The sequence below is a fragment of the Sporosarcina sp. FSL K6-6792 genome (assembly GCF_038004885.1).
Classification (GTDB): Bacteria; Bacillota; Bacilli; order Bacillales_A; family Planococcaceae; genus Sporosarcina; species Sporosarcina psychrophila.
Map to the genome: position 1 here is coordinate 2465498 of NZ_JBBOSA010000001.1, position 19838 is coordinate 2485335.

15 protein-coding genes are annotated in these 19838 nt (G+C 37.9%); 4 read left to right on the forward strand and 11 right to left on the reverse strand.

The annotated features are described in order from the left end of the window. Nucleotides 1-39 precede the first annotated feature (39 nt). Nucleotides 40-1038: a FecCD family ABC transporter permease gene (locus tag MKZ26_RS11985; protein ID WP_067205474.1), complete on the forward strand. Its 999-nt coding sequence runs from the start codon at nt 40-42 to the stop codon at nt 1036-1038. Continuing rightward, on the forward strand, nt 1035-2087 hold the full coding sequence (locus MKZ26_RS11990) for a FecCD family ABC transporter permease (protein WP_187046579.1): 1053 nt from the start codon (nt 1035-1037) through the stop codon (nt 2085-2087). The genes MKZ26_RS11985 and MKZ26_RS11990 overlap by 4 nt, the downstream gene beginning before the upstream one ends. Before the next feature lie 564 nt (nt 2088-2651). Here MKZ26_RS11990 and gntK read toward each other — a convergent pair. From gntK to MKZ26_RS12020, 6 genes are all read right to left on the reverse strand, one after another. Continuing rightward, nucleotides 2652-4196 (reverse strand): gluconokinase, encoded by a 1545-nt coding sequence (gntK, locus tag MKZ26_RS11995; RefSeq protein ID WP_340766337.1) that lies wholly within the window; start codon nt 4194-4196, stop codon nt 2652-2654. A 2-nt stretch (nt 4197-4198) separates the two neighbouring features. Then, nucleotides 4199-4921, reverse strand: coding sequence for a GntR family transcriptional regulator (locus MKZ26_RS12000; protein WP_340766338.1), 723 nt, complete (start codon nt 4919-4921; stop codon nt 4199-4201). Nucleotides 4922-5241: 320 nt separating this feature from the next. Further along, on the reverse strand, nt 5242-6714 hold the full coding sequence (locus tag MKZ26_RS12005) for a hypothetical protein (RefSeq protein ID WP_340766339.1): 1473 nt from the start codon (nt 6712-6714) through the stop codon (nt 5242-5244). Between the two features lie 54 nt (nt 6715-6768). Next, a complete protein-coding gene (locus tag MKZ26_RS12010) occupies nt 6769-7065 on the reverse strand; it encodes a hypothetical protein (protein ID WP_067205462.1) in 297 nt (98 codons plus the stop codon). Continuing rightward, nucleotides 7058-7633 carry a hypothetical protein gene (locus MKZ26_RS12015; RefSeq protein ID WP_340766340.1) on the reverse strand — a complete coding sequence of 192 codons (576 nt, stop codon included), beginning with the start codon at nt 7631-7633 and terminating at the stop codon, nt 7058-7060. The genes MKZ26_RS12010 and MKZ26_RS12015 overlap by 8 nt, the downstream gene beginning before the upstream one ends. A 187-nt stretch (nt 7634-7820) precedes the next feature. After that, nucleotides 7821-8504 carry a hypothetical protein gene (locus MKZ26_RS12020; protein WP_340766341.1) on the reverse strand — a complete coding sequence of 228 codons (684 nt, stop codon included), beginning with the start codon at nt 8502-8504 and terminating at the stop codon, nt 7821-7823. Nucleotides 8505-8827: 323 nt separating this feature from the next. Here MKZ26_RS12020 and MKZ26_RS12025 point away from each other — a divergent pair, with 323 nt between their 5' ends. Further along, nucleotides 8828-9871 carry a hypothetical protein gene (locus MKZ26_RS12025; protein WP_340766342.1) on the forward strand — a complete coding sequence of 348 codons (1044 nt, stop codon included), beginning with the start codon at nt 8828-8830 and terminating at the stop codon, nt 9869-9871. 290 nt (nt 9872-10161) lie between these two features. Beyond that, the gene (locus MKZ26_RS12030) at nt 10162-10824 is read left to right on the forward strand and encodes an exosporium glycoprotein BclB-related protein (RefSeq protein WP_340766343.1); all 663 of its coding nucleotides are present in this window, start codon (nt 10162-10164) and stop codon (nt 10822-10824) included. A 294-nt stretch (nt 10825-11118) separates the two neighbouring features. On the opposite strand, the gene MKZ26_RS12035 is transcribed toward MKZ26_RS12030, so the two are convergent. The 5 genes from MKZ26_RS12035 to MKZ26_RS12055 form a co-directional block, all read right to left on the reverse strand. Then, a protein-coding gene (locus MKZ26_RS12035; RefSeq protein ID WP_445683419.1) for an IS3 family transposase occupies nt 11119-12446 on the reverse strand; the annotation gives its coding sequence in 2 pieces (ribosomal slippage) (nt 11119-12074 and nt 12074-12446; 1329 coding nt in all). 432 nt (nt 12447-12878) lie between these two features. After that, nucleotides 12879-15107, reverse strand: a complete 2229-nt coding sequence (locus MKZ26_RS12040) for an S-layer homology domain-containing protein (RefSeq protein ID WP_340766344.1) — start codon at nt 15105-15107, stop codon at nt 12879-12881. 618 nt (nt 15108-15725) lie between these two features. Beyond that, nucleotides 15726-17417, reverse strand: a complete 1692-nt coding sequence (locus MKZ26_RS12045; protein ID WP_340767649.1) for an ABC transporter ATP-binding protein — start codon at nt 17415-17417, stop codon at nt 15726-15728. A gap of 118 nt (nt 17418-17535) precedes the next feature. Then, entirely contained in the window at nt 17536-19278 is a 1743-nt protein-coding gene (locus MKZ26_RS12050; RefSeq protein ID WP_340766345.1) for an ABC transporter ATP-binding protein, read from the reverse strand. Nucleotides 19279-19290: 12 nt separating this feature from the next. Continuing rightward, on the reverse strand, nt 19291-19752 hold the full coding sequence (locus tag MKZ26_RS12055; RefSeq protein ID WP_340766346.1) for a PadR family transcriptional regulator: 462 nt from the start codon (nt 19750-19752) through the stop codon (nt 19291-19293). Nucleotides 19753-19838 lie beyond the last annotated feature (86 nt).

Consider the following 19838-nt stretch of genomic DNA (forward strand, 5'->3'; position numbering starts at 1 on the left):
CAGTGAATTGAAAATAATTCTCAATGAAGTGAGGAAGTCATGATACATACATCAAGGGGTAAGTGGATTGCCCTTATCGTAAGTAGTTTAGTTTTCATTCTTTGTTTTTTTTCTAGTATTGTATACGGCTATACAGATACAAGCTGGTCCACTGCCTTTTCCGCATTTAAAGAAAATGACGGATCAACTGAACATCTTGTCATTCAAAATGTACGCTTACCACGTGCATTAATTGCTGCAGCTGTTGGAGCTTGTTTAGCCACTTCAGGTGCAATTATGCAATCCATAACGAAAAATCCATTAGCCTCTCCAAGTATTCTAGGTATTAATGCTGGTGCTGTTTTCTTTGTCGTAATTGGGGTTGTGTTCTTCCAAGTACAAAGCCTTCAATCTTATATGATGTTCGGATTAGTCGGAGCGGCCGTTTCCTTCGGGATTGTCTTTGTTTTAAGTAGTATTGGCAGAGAAGGGTTAACGCCAATGAAGCTTATATTAGCAGGAGCAGCAGTTTCCGCTTTATTCTCATCCATGACACAAGGATTCCTAACAATTAATGAAACAGCACTCGATCAAGTATTATTTTGGCTCGCAGGTTCCGTAGCCAATCGGCCTATCGGTCTATTAATTACAGGATTGCCTTATATGGTGATTGGATTGCTGGTAGCCTTTGTTTTGGCGAAGCAAATGAACCTACTAGCAATGGGTGACGATGTTGCGTCTGGATTAGGTCAGAATGTAGTGCTATTAAAATTTGTTTTTTCTCTTATTGTAGTTGTATTAGCAGGTATTTCTGTAGCAATTGCGGGTCCTATCGGCTTCATCGGAATCATTATTCCTCATATCGTTCGATCATTCATCGGGATCCAACACCAGTGGGTATTTCCATTTTGTGCATTATACGGTGGAATTCTCTTACTCGTATCTGATATTGCAGCCCGATACATTATAATGCCCAAGGAAGTGCCGGTTGGAGTCATGACTGCATTAATCGGTGTTCCATTCTTTATTTATGTGGCAAGAAGGAGATTTGGGGCATGAAAAATAAAGTGACAGTTCGAATAGGAAATGTTGCTTCGTTTATTTTAGATAAGAAATCTTTGTTTACAACGATGATTGCAACGTTGCTTTTAGGGTTAGTAGCTATTCTATCAATGAGTTCTGGTGAGTTTTTCATTTCACCTTTAAATGTCTTAAAAGTTATTTTAGGGATTGGAGAATCGTTTGATCAAACGATTATCTTTGAATTTCGGCTACCTCGTATTATGATGGCCATTTTAGTTGGAATCGGCTTAGCGACGGCGGGCGCCATTTTGCAAAGTGTATCTAGAAATCCTCTTGGTTCCCCAGATATCATTGGGATTACGGCAGGAGCTTCATTTGCAGTTGTATTATTTTTAGCATTGTTTTCAAATGAAAGTAATGCGCTAACAGTGAGTCAAGATTGGATGCCGTTATTTGCTTTCGGTGGTGCGATGATTACAGCCGCGATTGTGTTCACGTTATCTTGGAAAAACGGCATTGCCCCCTTCCGAATGTTACTTATAGGGATTGGAATTTCAGCATTTATGCATGCTGGAACAACCGTACTTATGCTTGTTGGACCAATCCATCAGGCGAGCCAAGCGAATATTTGGATCACTGGAAGTATCTACGGTTCAAATTGGACTGAAGTTCGAATGATTGCGATATGGATTACTATTCTTTTTTTCATCACGCTTGCCATGACGAGGGAGATGAACGTTTTAGAACTTGGTGATGACTTGGCGAAAAGTGCTGGATCCCCAGTTCAAAAGAACCGAATTATTTTCCTTTTACTTTGTGCCGCCTTGACGGGTGCCTCCGTTTCTTTTGCCGGCGGTATTGGGTTTGTTGGGTTAATCGCACCACATATTGCAAAAAGAATTGTCGGCCCTACCTTTGGTTCAATGGTAGGTTTATCCGCAATCATTGGAGCAATTCTCGTTGTTGTTGCAGACTGGATTGCTCGTGTTGCCTTTGCACCGATTGAAGTGCCTGCAGGTGTATGGACAGCCGTAATAGGGGCACCTTACTTTATCTATTTGCTTATCAAACAAAGAAGTCGATAGAAAGAGGACAAGTAAGTTTAGACAATTTCCAAATAACGCATACGACGATTCTGCACATAGATCATGTCGCTTTCCATGTTAAAGATTTTTTTATTTCCATGACAAGACAAGACACTTTAGTAGATATGAAAGAAGTTCTAGATAATTCAAATCTAGCTGTCACTAACTCTATATTCGGAAAACGTATTGGTTTGTTGGCAGCGATTTTCACCTATGCCTATTTCCAGTCTGGAATACAATACAGAGTGCGCTAGAATTGTGGCAATGGTCCATGGAGGCTACATGGGATGTTTGGGGCTAGCGGACTTCACGTTTTTGTTTTTGGCTCCACCATCTCTTCTTCGTTCAATAGGGCAGCTTTGATATGCAATAAACAATAAAAAATGATCTTTCGTAAGTTCAATGTGAACTCATGAAAGATCATTTTTTATTACTTAATTAAAGATGGAAATGACATGCCATACAACTTTTCTCAAACCTAATTAATAGTCTTTTTTTGCTCCGAAATAATCGTTTCAAGCACCGTCCATGTTACATTTTTTCTTTTAGGGTCAAACTTTTTTGTTACTTTTTACTTAAACTTCTCTGATAATCCGCTATGCTTGTGTATTCCTTTTCCAATACTCTCGATAAATTTATGAATATCGGTAATAGTTTTCTATATTCTTGTACATCAGAATTCACAGGTGTGTGCTTATAAGTACTACCAATCATTTCAGATACTACGTCAAATGACTCGATTTTCCCTGTAGCATAAAGCCCTAAAATGCAAGCACCTAGACAAGAGCTCTCATAACTTTCCGGGACAATTACTTCCAAATCGAATATGTCGGCCATCATTTGGCGCCAAACATCTGATCTTGCGAAGCCACCGGTCGCTTGAATTCGGGTAACTGGTGTGTCCATGACTTCAATTAGTGCTAAAAATACTGTGTACAAATTGTAAATCACGCCTTCAAGGGCCGCCCGAATCATATGTTCTTTTTTATGGGTCATTGTTAAACCGAAAAATGAGCCACGCACATCAGGATTCCACAATGGTGCACGTTCACCTGCTAGGTATGGATGGAATAACAACCCATCAGATCCCGGTCTTACACGTTCAGCAATCTTCGTTAATACTTCATAAGGATCAATCCCAAGTCTTTTTGCTGTTTCTACTTCTGATGATGCAAATTCATCTCTAATCCAGCGAAGTACCATTCCACCATTGTTTACGGGCCCACCAATGACCCAATGCTTCTCAGTTAACGCATAGCAAAATATCCGCCCTTTTTCGTCTGTTTGAGGCCGATCAATGACTGTTCGTATTGCGCCACTTGTCCCAATCGTTACCGCCACTTCACCTTTACCGATTGCATTCACGCCTATATTAGAAAGCACCCCATCACTTGCACCAATAACAAATGAAGTTTGCGGATTGATGCCAAGCTTACTTGCAATTTCTACGTTACAATTGTTAAAAATCTCGGTTGTCGGTACAAGTTCAGATAGCTGCTCCGGTGTGACACCCGCTATTTCCAATGCTTCTTCATCCCAATTCAATTTTTCCAGATTCATCATTCCCATTGCTGAAGCCAGAGAATGATCTACAACATAGCGCCCAAAGAATTTCTTGAAAATATATTCTTTAATGCCTATATATTTTTTAGCTTTCAACGCTATTTCAGGGCGATCATGCACAATCCAAGCAATTTTGCTTAAAGGGGACATTGGGTGAATAGGTGTTCCAGTCCGTCTGTACACTTCATGCCCATTTAGCTCTTCTTTTATTTTACGTGTCCAGGCTTCACTTCGATTATCTGCCCAGGTTATACACTGCGTCAGGGGCTCATCATTTTCATCCATTGCGATAACGCTATGCATAGCACTACTAAACGAAATGAACAGTAACTGTTCCGGAGAGATTCGAGATTTCTCCATTATAATTGAAATTGCTTGTACTACAGCTTGATATATTTCTTCTGGATTCTGTTCAGCTGTCGAAATATCTGGTGTGTAAAGAGGGTAACCAATATTCTCCTGTTGAATAATTCCACCTTTTTCTGTAAATAAAACCGCTTTAGTACTCGTTGTACCTATATCTACACCTAACATATAGTTCGTCATATTTATCGCTCCCTTCCTTTTGCGAGCATTTGTTGCGACATCCATTGGTCTGCTACTTTGCTTTGAACATCATCGAAGTTTTGATGCAATGCTTGAATCATGACATCTCTATCCTTTACATTTATGGCTTTAATGTAGATTTCATGATTTTTCAAGACACGCGAAAAATCATCGTAATTCTTCTTTAAACGCACTCGCATCGATAAAAGAATTAAACTTTCCATCACAGGTTTCGTATTATTCCAAATCAACATGATGTATGAATGGTCAATTGAACGAATAATCGTTTCATGAAATAAAACATCTTGATAAGAAAATTCATCTGCATCTCCGTATTTAATGGCGACTTCCATCAATTCAAGTATTTTACTAAGTTCTTTCACTAATTCACTTGTATCTATTTTAACAATCCGTTCATAAACGAAGGTTTCTATCAGTAAACGAACATCGTAAATTTCCTTGATATCCTTCTCAGTTAACCCAACTACAACTGCACCCATTCTTTCTAATCGAATAATATTTTCTGATGCTAATACTTTTAGTGCTTCCCGAATAGGAGAACGACTTAATTCAAATTCCAACGCTAATTTATTTTCCGATAAAACAGTACCTTTTTCTATCATGCCAGAAATAATCCGCATTCTAAGCTCACACGCTAAACGCACTCCCATGGAAGCATTCGCAATCCATTTTTCAGGATATAGAAAATCCTTGTATTCACTCATGGTTTCACTTCCCTACTCGATGCCCGATATACTTGTATACAAGTATGATAGGTCAATTGTGACGAAATGTAAACGCTTAGATTAAGGATTAACAAAGAGGGTTCATTTTTTTTGCGGGTGTTACTTTTACAAAAGATGGATTAGTGATAGCTTAATAGTCGCTATGTCCATACTCTATAATAGAACATAACAAAAAAGGCTCAGAACTTTTCGGGAAAAGGTTGAGCCTTATGGGTAATCCTATTGAGTTTCAGGTAAATATAGAATACCAAAATGCAATCTACTTTACTCGCTACCATCCTATTACACACCAATAATCGTCAAAATTCTTTTAAAACCCTCCCCTCTATACTAAAAATTTTTATTCCGTCAATTTCATCAGTAAGTTGATCTAATTTTTGTTCCAAATTATTAACAACAAGCAACTTCGCATCTAATTTCTCTTCGTAATCCAACGTTTTGGCTACTACCTCTTTTATTTGATGGTCTAAGTAGATAAGTGTTTCAGCATCAATAGTAGGTGTAGAAGAATGATGGTCCATCCCTGCTTGACTATCATTCTTCTGGTTCAATTTTATTTCTAGCATTGTAAAAGCTTCATTATGCTTTTCATGTTGTTCTTTTAAATTCACTATTTCATGTTGGAGTTTTCCTATAGTAGTATTTTTTTCTTCTAGTTCTAGTAGGTATTGTTGTCTCACTTTTTCGAACTGGGTATGCTCTTTGTTGGCTATGGCTAACTTCTCCAGTTGCGTGTGTACTTGTTTATTTTCTCCTTGAATGAGATCCACGAGCTTATATTCAAGCTGCTCTATAGTCGTTTTATTAGTTAGATTTTTTTCTTCTATTGCAATAGCATCAATGTGCTTTTCATGTTGTTCTTTTAAATTCACTATTTCATGTTGGAGTTTTCCTATAGTAGTATTTTTTTCTTCTAGTTCTAGTAGGTATTGTTGTCTCACTTTTTCGAACTGGGTATGCTCTTTGTTAGCTATGGCTAACTTCTCCAGTTGCGAGTGTACTTGTTTATTTTCTCCTTGAATGAGATCCACGAGCTTATATTCGAGCTGCTCTATAGTCGTTTTATTAGTTAGATTTTTTTCTTCTATTGCAATAGCATCAATGTGCTTTTCATGTTGTTCTTTTAAATTCACTATTTCATGTTGGAGTTTTCCTATAGTAGTATTTTTTTCTTCTAGTTCTATTAATAATCGTTGTCTCACTTTCTCGGACTGGGTACGCTCTTTGTTGGCTATGTCTAACTTCTCCAGTTGCGAGTGTACTTGTTTATTTTTTTCTTGAATGAGATCACCAAGTTTGTATTCGAGCTGTTCTATAGTCGTTTTATTATTAGCAAGTTTTTTATGAAGAGAAGTAACTTGCCTGTCATGTTTTTTGTATCTATGTTGATCGGTATTAGCTCCGTCTTTCAATTTATTAATAACTTCAGTTAGCTGTTTGCTAATTGGTAGTAGATCTGTTTTTGTTTTCTGAAAGGAATCAATAGAAGTGATGTATCTTTTCCCTTGTAATCCTTGCAATTGGACAGATCCTTTATAATCGATAGCCCTTTTTTCAAATTCTTGATTTAACTTAACTAACTCCTCAGCCAGTTCTTTTTTTTCGTTAGTCAATTGTATATTTTCTTGCTCAAGGTTTTCTACTAATGAATAGTGATAGCTATCTTGATACTTTTTAACTTCGTATTTATATTTAGCTAATTCCGCCTTTAAAAAGATGATTATTTGTTGAAGTTGTAAGGGATCGTTATTTTTGACGTTCTCACTATTCACGTCATTCCCTCCTATCGCAGCTATTTTCCAAGCAAAAGGCTGTATCAAATGAATTTAGATTCTTTCTTTAAGTAGAGTGATGATTTCCTCAAAGTCCTCTTTGTTGGCCATAATTGCCTGTTCAAGTTCCTCTAAAATCTTCACGTCAGAATCTCCTTTTGCCTCTTTATCAGGCCGACGCTCACCATTCATCAACATATACATAATCAACATATTCAATGTACTTTTCTCTAAATAGACAAAACTATTGTTGTTTTCCTGTTTATCTTCTGTTTGTTCGTTAAACTGATCTTTCATAATTTGACGTATTATATGCTTCATTATTAATTCTATTTCATCTGTTTTACTCATTCTCTACCCCCTCTAGACGTACAGTTCCATTGAGATTGATGGGATTAATCACGGCTATTCCATCTTTCAGTTGATCACTATACGTAAATCCCATAATAGTACCTGCATATGATTCTACTGGTAACCATTTTATCTGGAAGTTTGAAAATGAAATGGTCTCATTAGGTTCAAGGGATGTTTTACCCAAAGGTTTTAGCCAAAATTCCTCTTGATTCGTTTTATCATTTATTCGTTCCCATCCACCGGCATTCTTCAATGACTGTTTGAAGTTTTCATAAACATATCGCCCGGAAAATGAAAATGGAGATTCTTCAGGAATTTTTATACACAAATAAGGATTTGTGATTGGCTGATTCCCCATATTATGTACATGGTAAGTTCCTAGGCATAAGCTCTCCTGTTCAGGATCGTGAGAAATGTTTAATGAATAAGTAAAATAGCTAATTATATTCATTCTGGCGGAATCATTGAGATTATCTACCAGCTTTTTAATTTCATATACATATGATTTTGTTTGATGCTGAAGCTGCGTAATCTTTGTTTCCAAATCTTTGTGATTATTACTCATTATTCTCTCCCCCTTTTCCATTAGAAAACTCGACTATTACCGAGCCTTTAGGTGACAGCAGAGCCCTAATTGGCTTAATAAGGTTATTCATGAGCTTATATTTTTTGACGTTACAAAAAAATGAAGGGAGGAATATCCTCCCTTCATTATATGTTTGAGGCTTACTCGTTATCACCATTAGCCGACATTAGTGGCAGCAATGTCCGGTATCAGGGAAAACAACAGAGCATTGTTGCGGGCGCAATGGTGGAGGGCACGCAGTTGGTAAATCATCTCTTGGTTCACAGTAATCAGCTAAAAATTCAACAGTTACCGGGAATGTCGATTGAATGCTTTGGCAAGTAGCTACAGAGAGATTTAAGCCAGTAATTACGATTGAACCAGCAGCAGTACCCGCTGGAACAGTGAGTGTCCCAGGAGAACACACGAAACAGTCTAGGTCCGTGTACGTAATTACAACGTCTGTTCCTTCAGGTGCACATAAGGTAACTTGTTCACAACGGGTAAGCGGAATAGCCGCACTTCTCAGCACCGTTCCGTTTGTTAAAGTCACGACAATTGTTACCACAAAGTTCTTACGAATGTGAAGCTGTTGAAGAAGAACAGTCTTTCCATCAATACAAAACGGGCGATTCTCACGACTTAGAATCTCGATTGGAAACGCAATAGCAGGGCTCACTTCACATGTAACTGTCGCACCAGTAAGCAGTCCTGCAGTTGCTGAAGTTGGTACTGAACCCGTTGGAGTAAAAGCAATTGGTCCCGTTGGAAGTGCAAAATCAAACGAATTTTCTTTCACAATCCAGTCGTACACCTTGTCGACATTTATACAAATTAGTTCTTTCCCATCACAATGATCTTTTCCTTGCATGTTGCAGACACCTCCAAATTTTTTATCTTTCGTTCGTAGCATATGATGTGGAAAAATCAGTGTATGGGCAAAGAAATGATTTATCGAGATATTTATTAACTTAGACACAAAAAGGATGGAGGAAGAAAGTAATTAATACTAATTTAGTAGTTCAGAAAGGATATCGTCCCCTGAGAATCCATTTCTTCATCATATATAGAACCGAGGCTGAAAGTGACAAATAATTTATCACTGAGTAACTTTACGTCTAACAGGAAAGAATTTGTCACGCAATGAAAACATCATTAATAGAATAGTAATGTACTGCAAAGGGGTGAAAATTGATGGGAGACTCTAAGTTATACTCCGCTGAGGACATTGAAAAATTAAAGCAGAAAATCGCGACTTACAAAGATACCCTAACCACATTAAAAATTGGAAATCCGGTTGACGATTATCTTGCCTTGAAGATCGAAGCGAATGGTTTCAAAACAAAAGTCTCAAAATTAGAAGGTGTAATGGAACTAATGAATGAAAAGCAAAGTTTACAACTGGAGGAGTATGAGCAACAAATTAAAAGTTTTTCAGTACAAATGGACTCCCTTAATCAAACAATCGAGGAGTTGAATCAAAACTTTTCCTTAGTCAAGAATAAATTAATAAAAGATGATAGCAAGGATCTTATAGAAAAAGTAATTTCTCCAGTTGATGTACCAAGATCTATAAGTATTGCCAATAATATTGAGGGAAAAGAAGTGGTCCATATAGAAGAAACTACATCAAATACTTCCATGAGAAAATCTAATCGCCCACCATCTTATAGGCAACTGCAAAATCTGGTAGGAAAAGCTAATAACATCCAAGAAGTTTCGAGTGATACAACACCTATAGTAAGTATGGATATTCAAAAGGAATATCCAGCAGAGCAGCAATTCGGTAAGCAAAGTTTTCCGTATACTGGCATTCATTCTGGGCAAATCCATAATAGGCTGTACAAAAATGTAAATAGGCCATTGACCATTCATCTGACTAACGTTGTGAAACAACAAGCGATTCCAATGAACGTAAACGAGAATTCAGATCCGGCTTTGTTAGTAACAACCAGCGAGCCGGAAATTAACGAATCAGTGACACCTAATCCGGCTTCCATACTCACGACTAGCGAGCTTGAAATTAATGAAACAGTGATGCCGGATCCTGATATGTTACTCACGGCTAGCGAGCCGAAGATTATCGAAACGGTAACGCCGGAACCTGAGGAAGTGCATAATGCAACTACAATTGAGGAGGCCAAAGCCCCAATTGAAATTTCGAATGAAATGAAACGACAACAACATAAAAACAAAGAAACATTATCGCTGTTCAATATTTTTCGGAAGAAGCAATAATTTAGAGCTACTGAAAAATAATTGCTAGTCAGATTAACTTCCTGTATTCGGCATATTATATACCCCATTTAAAATAGCCATTCTGACTTAGTGTCAGAATGGCTATTTTTTTAAATCTAATGAGAAGGTCAGCGGAATTTAGCTAGCTGTAGCACTTCGAAAGCTACACAGTTGATCCAAATAATCTACATTACGCTAGGATGAGTTAAAAACTATTATTAACGATTAGTTAATTGCCCGTCCGCCCTGCAATTGTTTTGAATAGGATAACAGAGAAAGGAGGTGTTAAAATGAATTCTAATAATTTTAAACTTCATGGATGTAGTGGATGTGGTGGATCTGGTGGATCTCGTCACGGAAGTTCTGGTTGCTTCCGGGTCGATACTGGGCACGTCAATTGTAATCTGGGACCATTCAGAGCTATTGATGCAGCCTGTATAATCCCACCAGTTGACACTGGTTCGATTATTCCATTCGCTTCTGGACTAGTACCTGTTGCATTGACTTCTCTCGTAGGTGGATTAGCTGGTATCCCCTTTTTCATTGGATTTGGCACTGCCATTCCGAGCCCTGTCGTTCTTGGCACCACGATAGACTTGACAGGTTTGATAAATGAAGCCTTTTCAGTTCCACGGGCAGGTAGCTTAACGGCTATTTCCGCTGCTTACACAATAACTACTGCATTGAGTGTTGCAACAACTGCAACTGTAAATGCACAAGTCTATCGCGCACCTGCTGGAAGTAATACCTTCAGTCCAACAGGTATAAGTGTAGATTTAGCCCCAACCCTAACAGATCTCTTGACAGTAGGCACTACACTTAGTGGATCAGCGAGTTTCGCACCCGTACCGGTATCGGTAGGCGATCGATTGCTAATGGTATTCTCAGTATCTGGTGCTCCTTTGGCCGCCACTGTTATAGGTACTGCAAGTGCTGGTATAACTATTTCGTAAACAACTGACCGTAGAAACTAAGGTCAAAAGGAAGAGTACAAAACAATTGTTTTTGCTGTAGCCCCTTTCATTTCAACAATGTAAAGGGGTTTTTATTTCCATCAGAATATAAACACACTAAAAACTCGATCCAAAGAGCGATTATGCGACGAAAGTCAAATAGTTTATAGCCTTAATGGATCAAGCAATTGATTTTTACGCTTTCGATAATAGTTGAAGCAAAAAAACGATCCTACCTTTGCAAATGAACTGAGCCCCATTTAATGGACAGTTTAAAAAAAGTGACGTTTTAGTCTATGCTGCTATGAGATGACTTCGGTATTGAGCCGGAGTCATCTTTTTTAAATCCCATTGCTTACGCGTACAGTTGTAGTGTTCCATGTATTCATCTACCATTTTTTTTAACTCTAAGAGATTGGATGCTTCCTTGTAGTCTACATCGTCTTTAAAATGACCGAAAAATGATTCGATAGGTGCGTTATCCAAACAATTTCCCCTTCGGGACATTGACTGTGTGAGCTGCATCGCTTTAACACGTGTCTGGTATTCGGGGTGCGTATAATGAAAACCTTGATCAGAGTGAATCATCGCTTCTGGATGTACATTTCCTGCTAGTGCTTCGCTAAGCTTCCTCAAAGTTCGATAGACAATACCCATACTTAAGCTAACCGAAAGTTCGTAAGCGATAATTTCACGGCTAGCTACATCCTTCACACAAGAAAGATAAGCAGTCTGTCCAGTTTTCATTTGAAGATAAGTAATGTCGGTAACAAAAACTTTGCCAGGTTCATCTTGAGTGAATTGCCGATTTAAGAGGTTTGGCACCGTATGGTGTTCTTGGGTAGCCTTAGCTATATTCTTATAAGGGTTTTTTCTACGTATTTTAGCAAAGAGATTAAATTTGCGCATTAAACGAAGAATCTTTTTGTGATTCATGGGGATCTCAAGTAATTCCACTAACGCCATGTAAAGCCCACGATATCCGATTTTCCCTTTGAACGCATCATAAACACATTTAAGTAAAAGGTAGTCTTGATAATCATTTTCCTCACGTATAGCATGGACCTCAGTTTTTTCGAGCCATGCATAGTAGCCACTTCTATGTACTTTTGCGACTTTACATAGGTGATCTGTGAACCTATGTAATTGAAATTTACGAATCACTTCATTAATCACCTGATATTTTTCGGCTGATGTTAGTATTATTTTTTCACCTACCTCTCTAGTTCCTCGAGCTTTTTTAACAATTCGACCTCGGCTTCAAGATATTTAATACGTGCTTCAGCTTTTTCAAGTTTTTTCTCAGGAGATAATCCTTCAGTTGATGGACGACCAGGACTTCCTTTTCCGCGACGCTCCTCAAAGAATCCTTCTTCTCCATGAAGCTGATAGGATTTTCTCCAACGACTAAGTGACTCTTTCGCTTTCTTCGTACCAATCATTTCTAAGTCAAATCCATTTTCAATAAAAACTTGAGAAGGACCTTTACCGCTCTGATTCTCTTTGACAGCTAATACTTTAAATTCAGGTTTATATTGGATAGAGCGATCTGAAACTGAGTTCACATTAGGATTCGCTTCTAATAATCTACGCTGGTGTTCATTAAAAAGTATTTTACTCATTGAAAACACTCCTGTCAGGATATTTATCTTCAGTATACCTAAGCTTTTAGACAGAAAAAACCCCAAATGGTGTCACTTTTTTAAAGTGTCTACCATTTGGGGTTCAGTTCAAAATTAAAGGTAGGATCGCTTTTTAATAAGGAATATGATCACGATTGACCTTGTAGCTATCTAAAAATTTGATAGATAAAAGGCTTTCTTACATCGATGTTGGCAAATCAGAATGATAATAGTATTTCCATAATTAGGAGAGTAACCAATACGATGGTTGCTACGATTTTAGTCGGAGATAATTCGTAATCGGTGATATACATTCATTTAAAACAGGTGTTACCAACTGAAAAAATTGGTAATAGATTAGACAAACTAAACCCCTCCACCGTTTGAGTTCTCATACGGTGGAGGGTTATTAAATAGTTATATCCTTACATTTCAATAATTCAGGCCCCTGCCTTTTTCAGTTATTTCTCGAGCTAGCTTAATAATTGAAACTGCTAACTCGGCATACGTCGCTTCTCGTTCAGGGTTAAAGTGATTTTGGTCAGTCTTTAATAATCCCAGTGATGTTGCCAAAGCTACATAGCCTGTGTATTCTTTTTGCACCTTATTTGCATCAACAATATCAAGTTTATAGATACTGCTTTGCTTAGCTGCTTGCTCAAGACCTAGAGCGCGTATATACCAAGCTGCCAATTCTTCTCTTTTGACGGGTGCATCCATATCAAAGCTCTGACTGTCTCCTTTAATAATGCCCATTTCAACGGCACGTTCGACCGATTGATAGAGCGGGTGTTTGGCATCTATATTATCAAAAGTCTGACTCGTGTTTTCATTTCCTCCATAATAGCTGCCGGAATAAATATAAGTAAGTGAACTCATGATGATTTTTATCGCTTCCCCTTTTGATACAGAGGCATCACCATTAAAGTTTTTAGTATCTTTAATGTCTAAGATTTTGGCATTAATAAGATAATTAAGTTCCTCTTCTGCCCAAGGATGTGAAATGACGGTTGAATTTCCGCCACCATACAAGCTACCCCATTCTCCCGTCTTAGCATTTAAAAAACTAAGGTCTGCATCATTAAAAACAGGTGAATAGACTAAATCATAGTGATGATTATCTTTGTTGTTCCCTTGTTTCATATAATTAAGTTTTAGGCTTAGTGCTTCTTTCAAGGTAGCAATCGCATCTTCTTCAGTAATAACTTCATTAATTGATGGCCATTTTTCCATCTCTTGATAACTGACATTAAGACTATTTAAAGAACCATCGCTGGCTATACTTACACCAATTTGATCACCCATCACTGTGATTCCATTTACAATTCTCGGGAAAGAAAAGTAATAAGTACCTTGTCTCTCTACAAAATGTGCTTCCTCTATAGGCATAGCATAGTGATGTGCATTAGACGGAGCCCATTCCTTAATATATTTCACTGCTTGAGCGAGGGCTTCCTTCTGGGACAAAGCTTTCTCTTTTTCAGGTTTGCCTTCAGTTCGTTCTAGCATGTCACTTTTTATATCACTGTATTGTATAATCTCACCCGTATTTTTATCTAATTCCAAATTCGTTCCAGTTCCACCATTCGCATATTCATACATATACTGAATGCTAATAACTGCCTGTCCGTTTTGGTTTTCTATTTCATCGATAGATTGAATATTTAGCTTAACCTTATCTGATTTTATGGCAAGTAATTGTTCAGCAATTTTCTTTGCTTCTTCTAAAGTAATTCCATTCTGTTTTGCCGGTAGTGAATCAGCTGTAATTTTTTCAATTTTCGTTTTCCCTGGAAAATCCGCTGAGTACCCGTCTGTAGTCAACCACTTACCTGATAGTGCGTTAACCCCTTGTAATTTTGTTGTTGGCTGGTAAACAAGCTGAACTTGGCGATCATCCGTTCGATAATCCGTATCAATATGATATTGCAAATCTACGGCAAGATTTTCTTTTACTTTCTTTAAAACTTCATTTTTATCAAGTACTTGTTTTAGATCATCAAAGGTTGACGTTTCCAACTCCACAGGAATTCTGTGAAAACTAACAACTTCACCATTGCCAAGAACAGATACTCCTATTGTTTGATTAGATATGGATACTTGATTTTCCGTCCGGGCAAAAGAGAATGAGTAACGTATTGGTTCAGTTAGCATTTGATTTGGATAATAGTTATAGATATCCGTTTCTAATTGAAAATCATCTCCATCCAGAATATTCTTGATAAAATTAGTGGCTATTTTCTTAGCCTCCTCTTTTGAGACCTTGGCGGGAAATAAAGCTTCTGCTTCATTCGAAGGTTGATAATAAAATTGCTCAATTTCTAAATTCTCTCCGACAAATCCAATATTACCATTTACTTGCTTACCATCAATTGTCTTAAAGAAGGATAGGCCATAACGTAACGTATCATCTTCAGGATAAAAGAAACTACTTTCCACACGAAAATCACTATTCGATAAAAAATCAAACTGATCGGGGAACAAAGTACGAAACCTCTTAATTAAATCATTTTTCGAAAAAACTGTTTCCGTTGAAGCAACTTGAATTTGTACTTTGGTAGGTTGTCCAATCGTTGTGGTTGAAGCAGTGGCAACAGACGCGAACATCCCAAATGTTAAAGCAGAAGAGCTTAATATGACCCCAATTTTTTTAAATTTCACCAAAATTTCCCTCCAAAATTAGTAGTCTATAAATTGTACAATAGATTCGGTTAATTGTGAACAAGAGTTTTCTTCAAATACTCTGTTTGTAGATACCAGCCCGCCTTTTCTCTTACAACACTGAAATTCACTCTCCGCCTTCCCTATTGGTAATTGTAGACAATTCTATTGATGTTATGATTGCTGTCATGAGAACATACCTACTTTGTTATCTGTCTCAGGCTCGAATACATTGAAAAAAACACCTTTTCACGGTTTCATCCCCGTAAAAAAGGTGTTCGTCGTAATGCAATATTTTCATTTCACGATTCCACACGCCATTAAATCACAGGAGTTACCGAATGGCTGTTTTTTTACATCGTCCAGTTCCGTATAAGAGTAATTCTAATACTGCAAAATCTGTTGGATTCAATTCATATCTAGCTACATCTTTTCTAATCACTTCTTGTCATCCATTGCAGATACTTCAATGTATACGCTGTTTCTTACCACGAGGATTAGAAAATAAGGCCGCTCACCAATTCAGCGAATTGATGAGCGGCCTTTGTATAATGAAACATGGATTACCCCTTGATACAATGGGGATTCATAGTTTTTATTGTACGCAATCTTTTAAATTCAAATTGTAAACTGACTTTCATATAGTTCATGATAAAAGCCTTGCATTGCTAATAGCTCTTCGTGCGTGCCGGATTCAATGAGCTCCCCATGATGGATGACTAAAATTCGATCAGCGCTTTCGATTGTTTTTAAACGGTGAGCAATGACGAAGCTCGTTCGACCTTTCAATAATTGATCTAGCCCCCGTTGGATTTCAATTTCCGTTTTCGTATCAATGCTCGATGTCGCTTCATCCAAAATCAATATATCAGAATCTGCTAAAATTGCTCGAGCAATGGCGAGTAGTTGACGCTGACCTTGACTTAAACTGGAGCCTCCAAACATGATGTGCGTTTCATATTGCCCAGGCAAATGTTTGATAAACCCGTGTGCGGAAGCCATTTGAGCCGCAGCAATGACTTCTTCATCCGTTGCTTCTAGACGACCGTAACGAATGTTTTCCATAATCGTCCCTGAAAATAGAAAAGTGTCTTGAAGCACAATGCCAATTTTCTCACGCAACTGGTTAATTTCATAGTCCTGAATACTCCGACCATCAATATTAATTTCCCCAGAGTCTATATCATAAAACCTCATTAATAGATTGATCATTGTCGTTTTTCCTGAACCAGTCGGACCTACCAATGCAACTTTCTCACCCGCTTTTGCGCGGAAGCTAATATTTTTCAAAACTGGTTTATCATCCTCATACGAAAAGTTTACATTGGAGAATGCAACATCCCCTTTAAAGGAATCAATTGAAGTCGTATTCTTTTTATCTTGTAGATCTGATGGCTCATCCATAATTTCAAATACCCGCTCTGCACCAGCAATCGCAGACTGAAAAGTATTCAATAAATTGGATAACTGATTGATGGGTCGGAAAAATTGTCGCGAATACGTAACAAAAGCAGCGATGATCCCGACTGTAGCCAAACCTTCCACCGTCATAAGTGCCCCTACGCCAATAATCAATGCCAGTCCAAGGTTGTTAATGAAGTTATTGATTGGTCCGAGAAATCCCGAAACAGTGTCAGCTGCAGTTGCCGATTGCCGTAGTCTTTCATTGACCACATCAAATTTCTTGAACGTCGTTTCCTCTTGACCGAAAAGTGAAATCACTTCGTTTCCTGAAATGGCTTCTTCGATAAAGCCATTCAACTCGCCTAAATCACGCTGTCTTTTGATAAAATTACTGCTACTATATTTAATAATCTTTTTCGTCGTAAAAACGATCAATGGAATAATGAGTAGCGAGACAATTGCAAGCATCCAATTCAATAGAAACATCGCAATCGCAACACCTGACACCATTAAAATAGATGAAAAAATTTGGATGACACTTTGACTAAGTGCATTGTTTAAGCTTTCAATATCATTCGTCACTCGGCTCATTAAGTCACCATGCGTACGTTTATCAAAAAAGCGCAACGACAATGTTTGGAACTTATCAAATAGATCTTGACGCAATCTTCGGATCGTTTGAAGCGATACACGAACCATCAGAAAAGTTTGCAACCATGTAAAAATGGAAGCGAGAATATAGACAGTTGCTAATAAAGTTAAAAGTTTTAATGTACCATTCAAATTCTTCGGAATGATATATTCATCGATAATCACACCGATTAAATAGGGTACGAGTAAGCCTAATAAAGTAGATAACACAACTAAAATAATCGAACTGATGATTGCTACTTTTTGTTTACTCATATATGTCCATATTCGCTTGATTGTCCCTTTTCTATCCCTTGCCTTAACCACTGGACCGCCAAATCCTCTTGGCCCACGTGCTCGTCCCAATACATTTGGGGCCGGCTGTACGGAAGTTTTACTCATAGGAAAGACCCCCCCTCCCGCTTTGCGTTTCATAAATTCCGCGATAAACGCTACTTTTCACTAGCAATTCTTCATGTGAACCACTTGCTTCAATTCTTCCATCGTCGATCACTAGAATTTGATCGGCATCGATAATCGAAGATACTTTCGAAGAAATGATGAACTTGGTTGTATTTGGATAGCGCTGCTTTAATACTTGTTGAACCGAAGCTTCTGATAAGGCATCTATTGCAGAAGTAGTGTCATCTAGCACCAAAATTTTAGGTTGACGAATAAAAGCACGGGCCATCGATAGACGTTGTTTTTGACCACCGGACAGATTCGTTGCCCCTTGCGTTAACTTATAATCAAATTCCCCATCCAACTTTTCAATAAATTCAGTAGCAACTGCGGAATCAGCCGCTTCTTTCATCTCCACAACCCTCGCATCTCCTTTACCAAAACGTAAATTCTCTTCAATCGTTCCCGAAAACAACGTTGCTTTTTGCGGGACGAAACCGATTTTCTCTCTTAATCTCTCAAGAGAATATTTCTTACTATTTACGCCATCAATGAGAATTTCTCCCGAATCCGGGTCATAAAGGCGGGGAATCAAATTAACAAGCGTCGATTTTCCACTGCCAGTCGAACCAATGATGCCGATTGTCTCTCCCGCTTTTGCACGAAAAGTAATATTTTTGAGTACATACTCTCCATTTTTACTATAACTAAAATTCACATGCCTAAACTCGATATCACCCCGTGTCTCCGGAAGTGAAGAAGCTATTTCAGTTTCCTGAATACTGATTTCAGTATCCAGCACCTGCCCGATTCGATTAGCTGAAGTAAACGACCGCGTAATCTGCATTAATACATGACTACTTGTCATCAATCCGTTCATAATAATGTTTAAGTAATTTATAAATGCTAAAATAACACCTACTTGAAGTGTTCCTTCATTTACCTTGATCGCACCCATCCACATCCCAGCAACTACGCCTAGATTGACAACGAAAAGCATAATGGGCATCAATGTAAGTATCACTTGCTCCGCAGACATATTACGCTTTGTTAGCGTATCATTCACCTTTCGGAACGTTTCTTGTTCATAAACCTGTCGATTAAATGCTTTGATGACCCGAATACCAGCAAAAGTTTCTTGAAGCTTTGTATTTACTTGATCCATTGCTTTTTGTACTTTCACAAACAACTTTCCCGATTGAGAAGAAAAATAATAAATTAATGCCATCAGTATGGGAATAGCTACTACTAATACGGGGAACAATTCACGAGCTGTGAACCACACGATCACAACAGCCCCTATAAACGATAGCGGCCCACGTATAAAAACGCGCAACATCATCATTAATGCCTGCTGAACGGATGTAACATCATTCGTCACAATAGTAATAAGTTTTCCAACACCAAATGAATCGATATTTTCACTAGAAAATTTCTCTGTCTTTTTAAACACATCACGCCGTATATCCGCTGCAAAATTGACAGCTACTTTCGTACTGTAAATCGTACTGCCTGCCCCACCAATTAAACCGATAAAAGCAGTCAATAGCATTAACAATCCCAGCTTTATGACATAAGCATTATCATTATTTGCGATTCCCACGTCAATAATATGCTGCATAATCATTGGTTGTAATAAATCCATTGCTACTTCAACGCACATCAAAAGTGGAGCTAAAATTGCAAAAACAGTATAGGGTTCAACATATTTAAAAAGTTTTTGTAGGGACTTCATTCCTTTTCCCCCTTATTTATTATCTTTCTTTAAAACTTCAGTCATTTCCTCTATAAATGTAATCAGTTTTGCAGATCCTTCTGGATTCCGCCTTACCTGTTTTATAGCTGTTCGTAGCTCAGCTTCCCATATTTCTATCGTATTTTTTAATTGAATGGCTTCTTCAGAACTTTGCCAAACAAAGCGTGCTTTCCACTCGACCCAAAAATCCCCTTCACGCCGATTTGCAAACTCCTCCAAGCGCGCTATTCCATTTTCTTTAATATAATAAGTTTTTTTGTCCGATGTAGACTCAAGATCTATCATCTCCCGCTCCAATAATTCTTGAAGCGCTGGATAAACCGTACCAGCACTTGCCGAGTAAAATCCTTCTGCTCGATCTTCTAATTCCTTCATGATTCGATAACCATGCATCGACTCTTCCTTAAGTAAATGCAAGATAGCAATTTGTACAAACCCTCTCCGTCTTTTCATCTAAACCCTCTCCTTATATATATCGGTAATTTTAACCGACATATCGATTAAAAACAATAGATAGTATCCGAAAGAAGTTATATTCT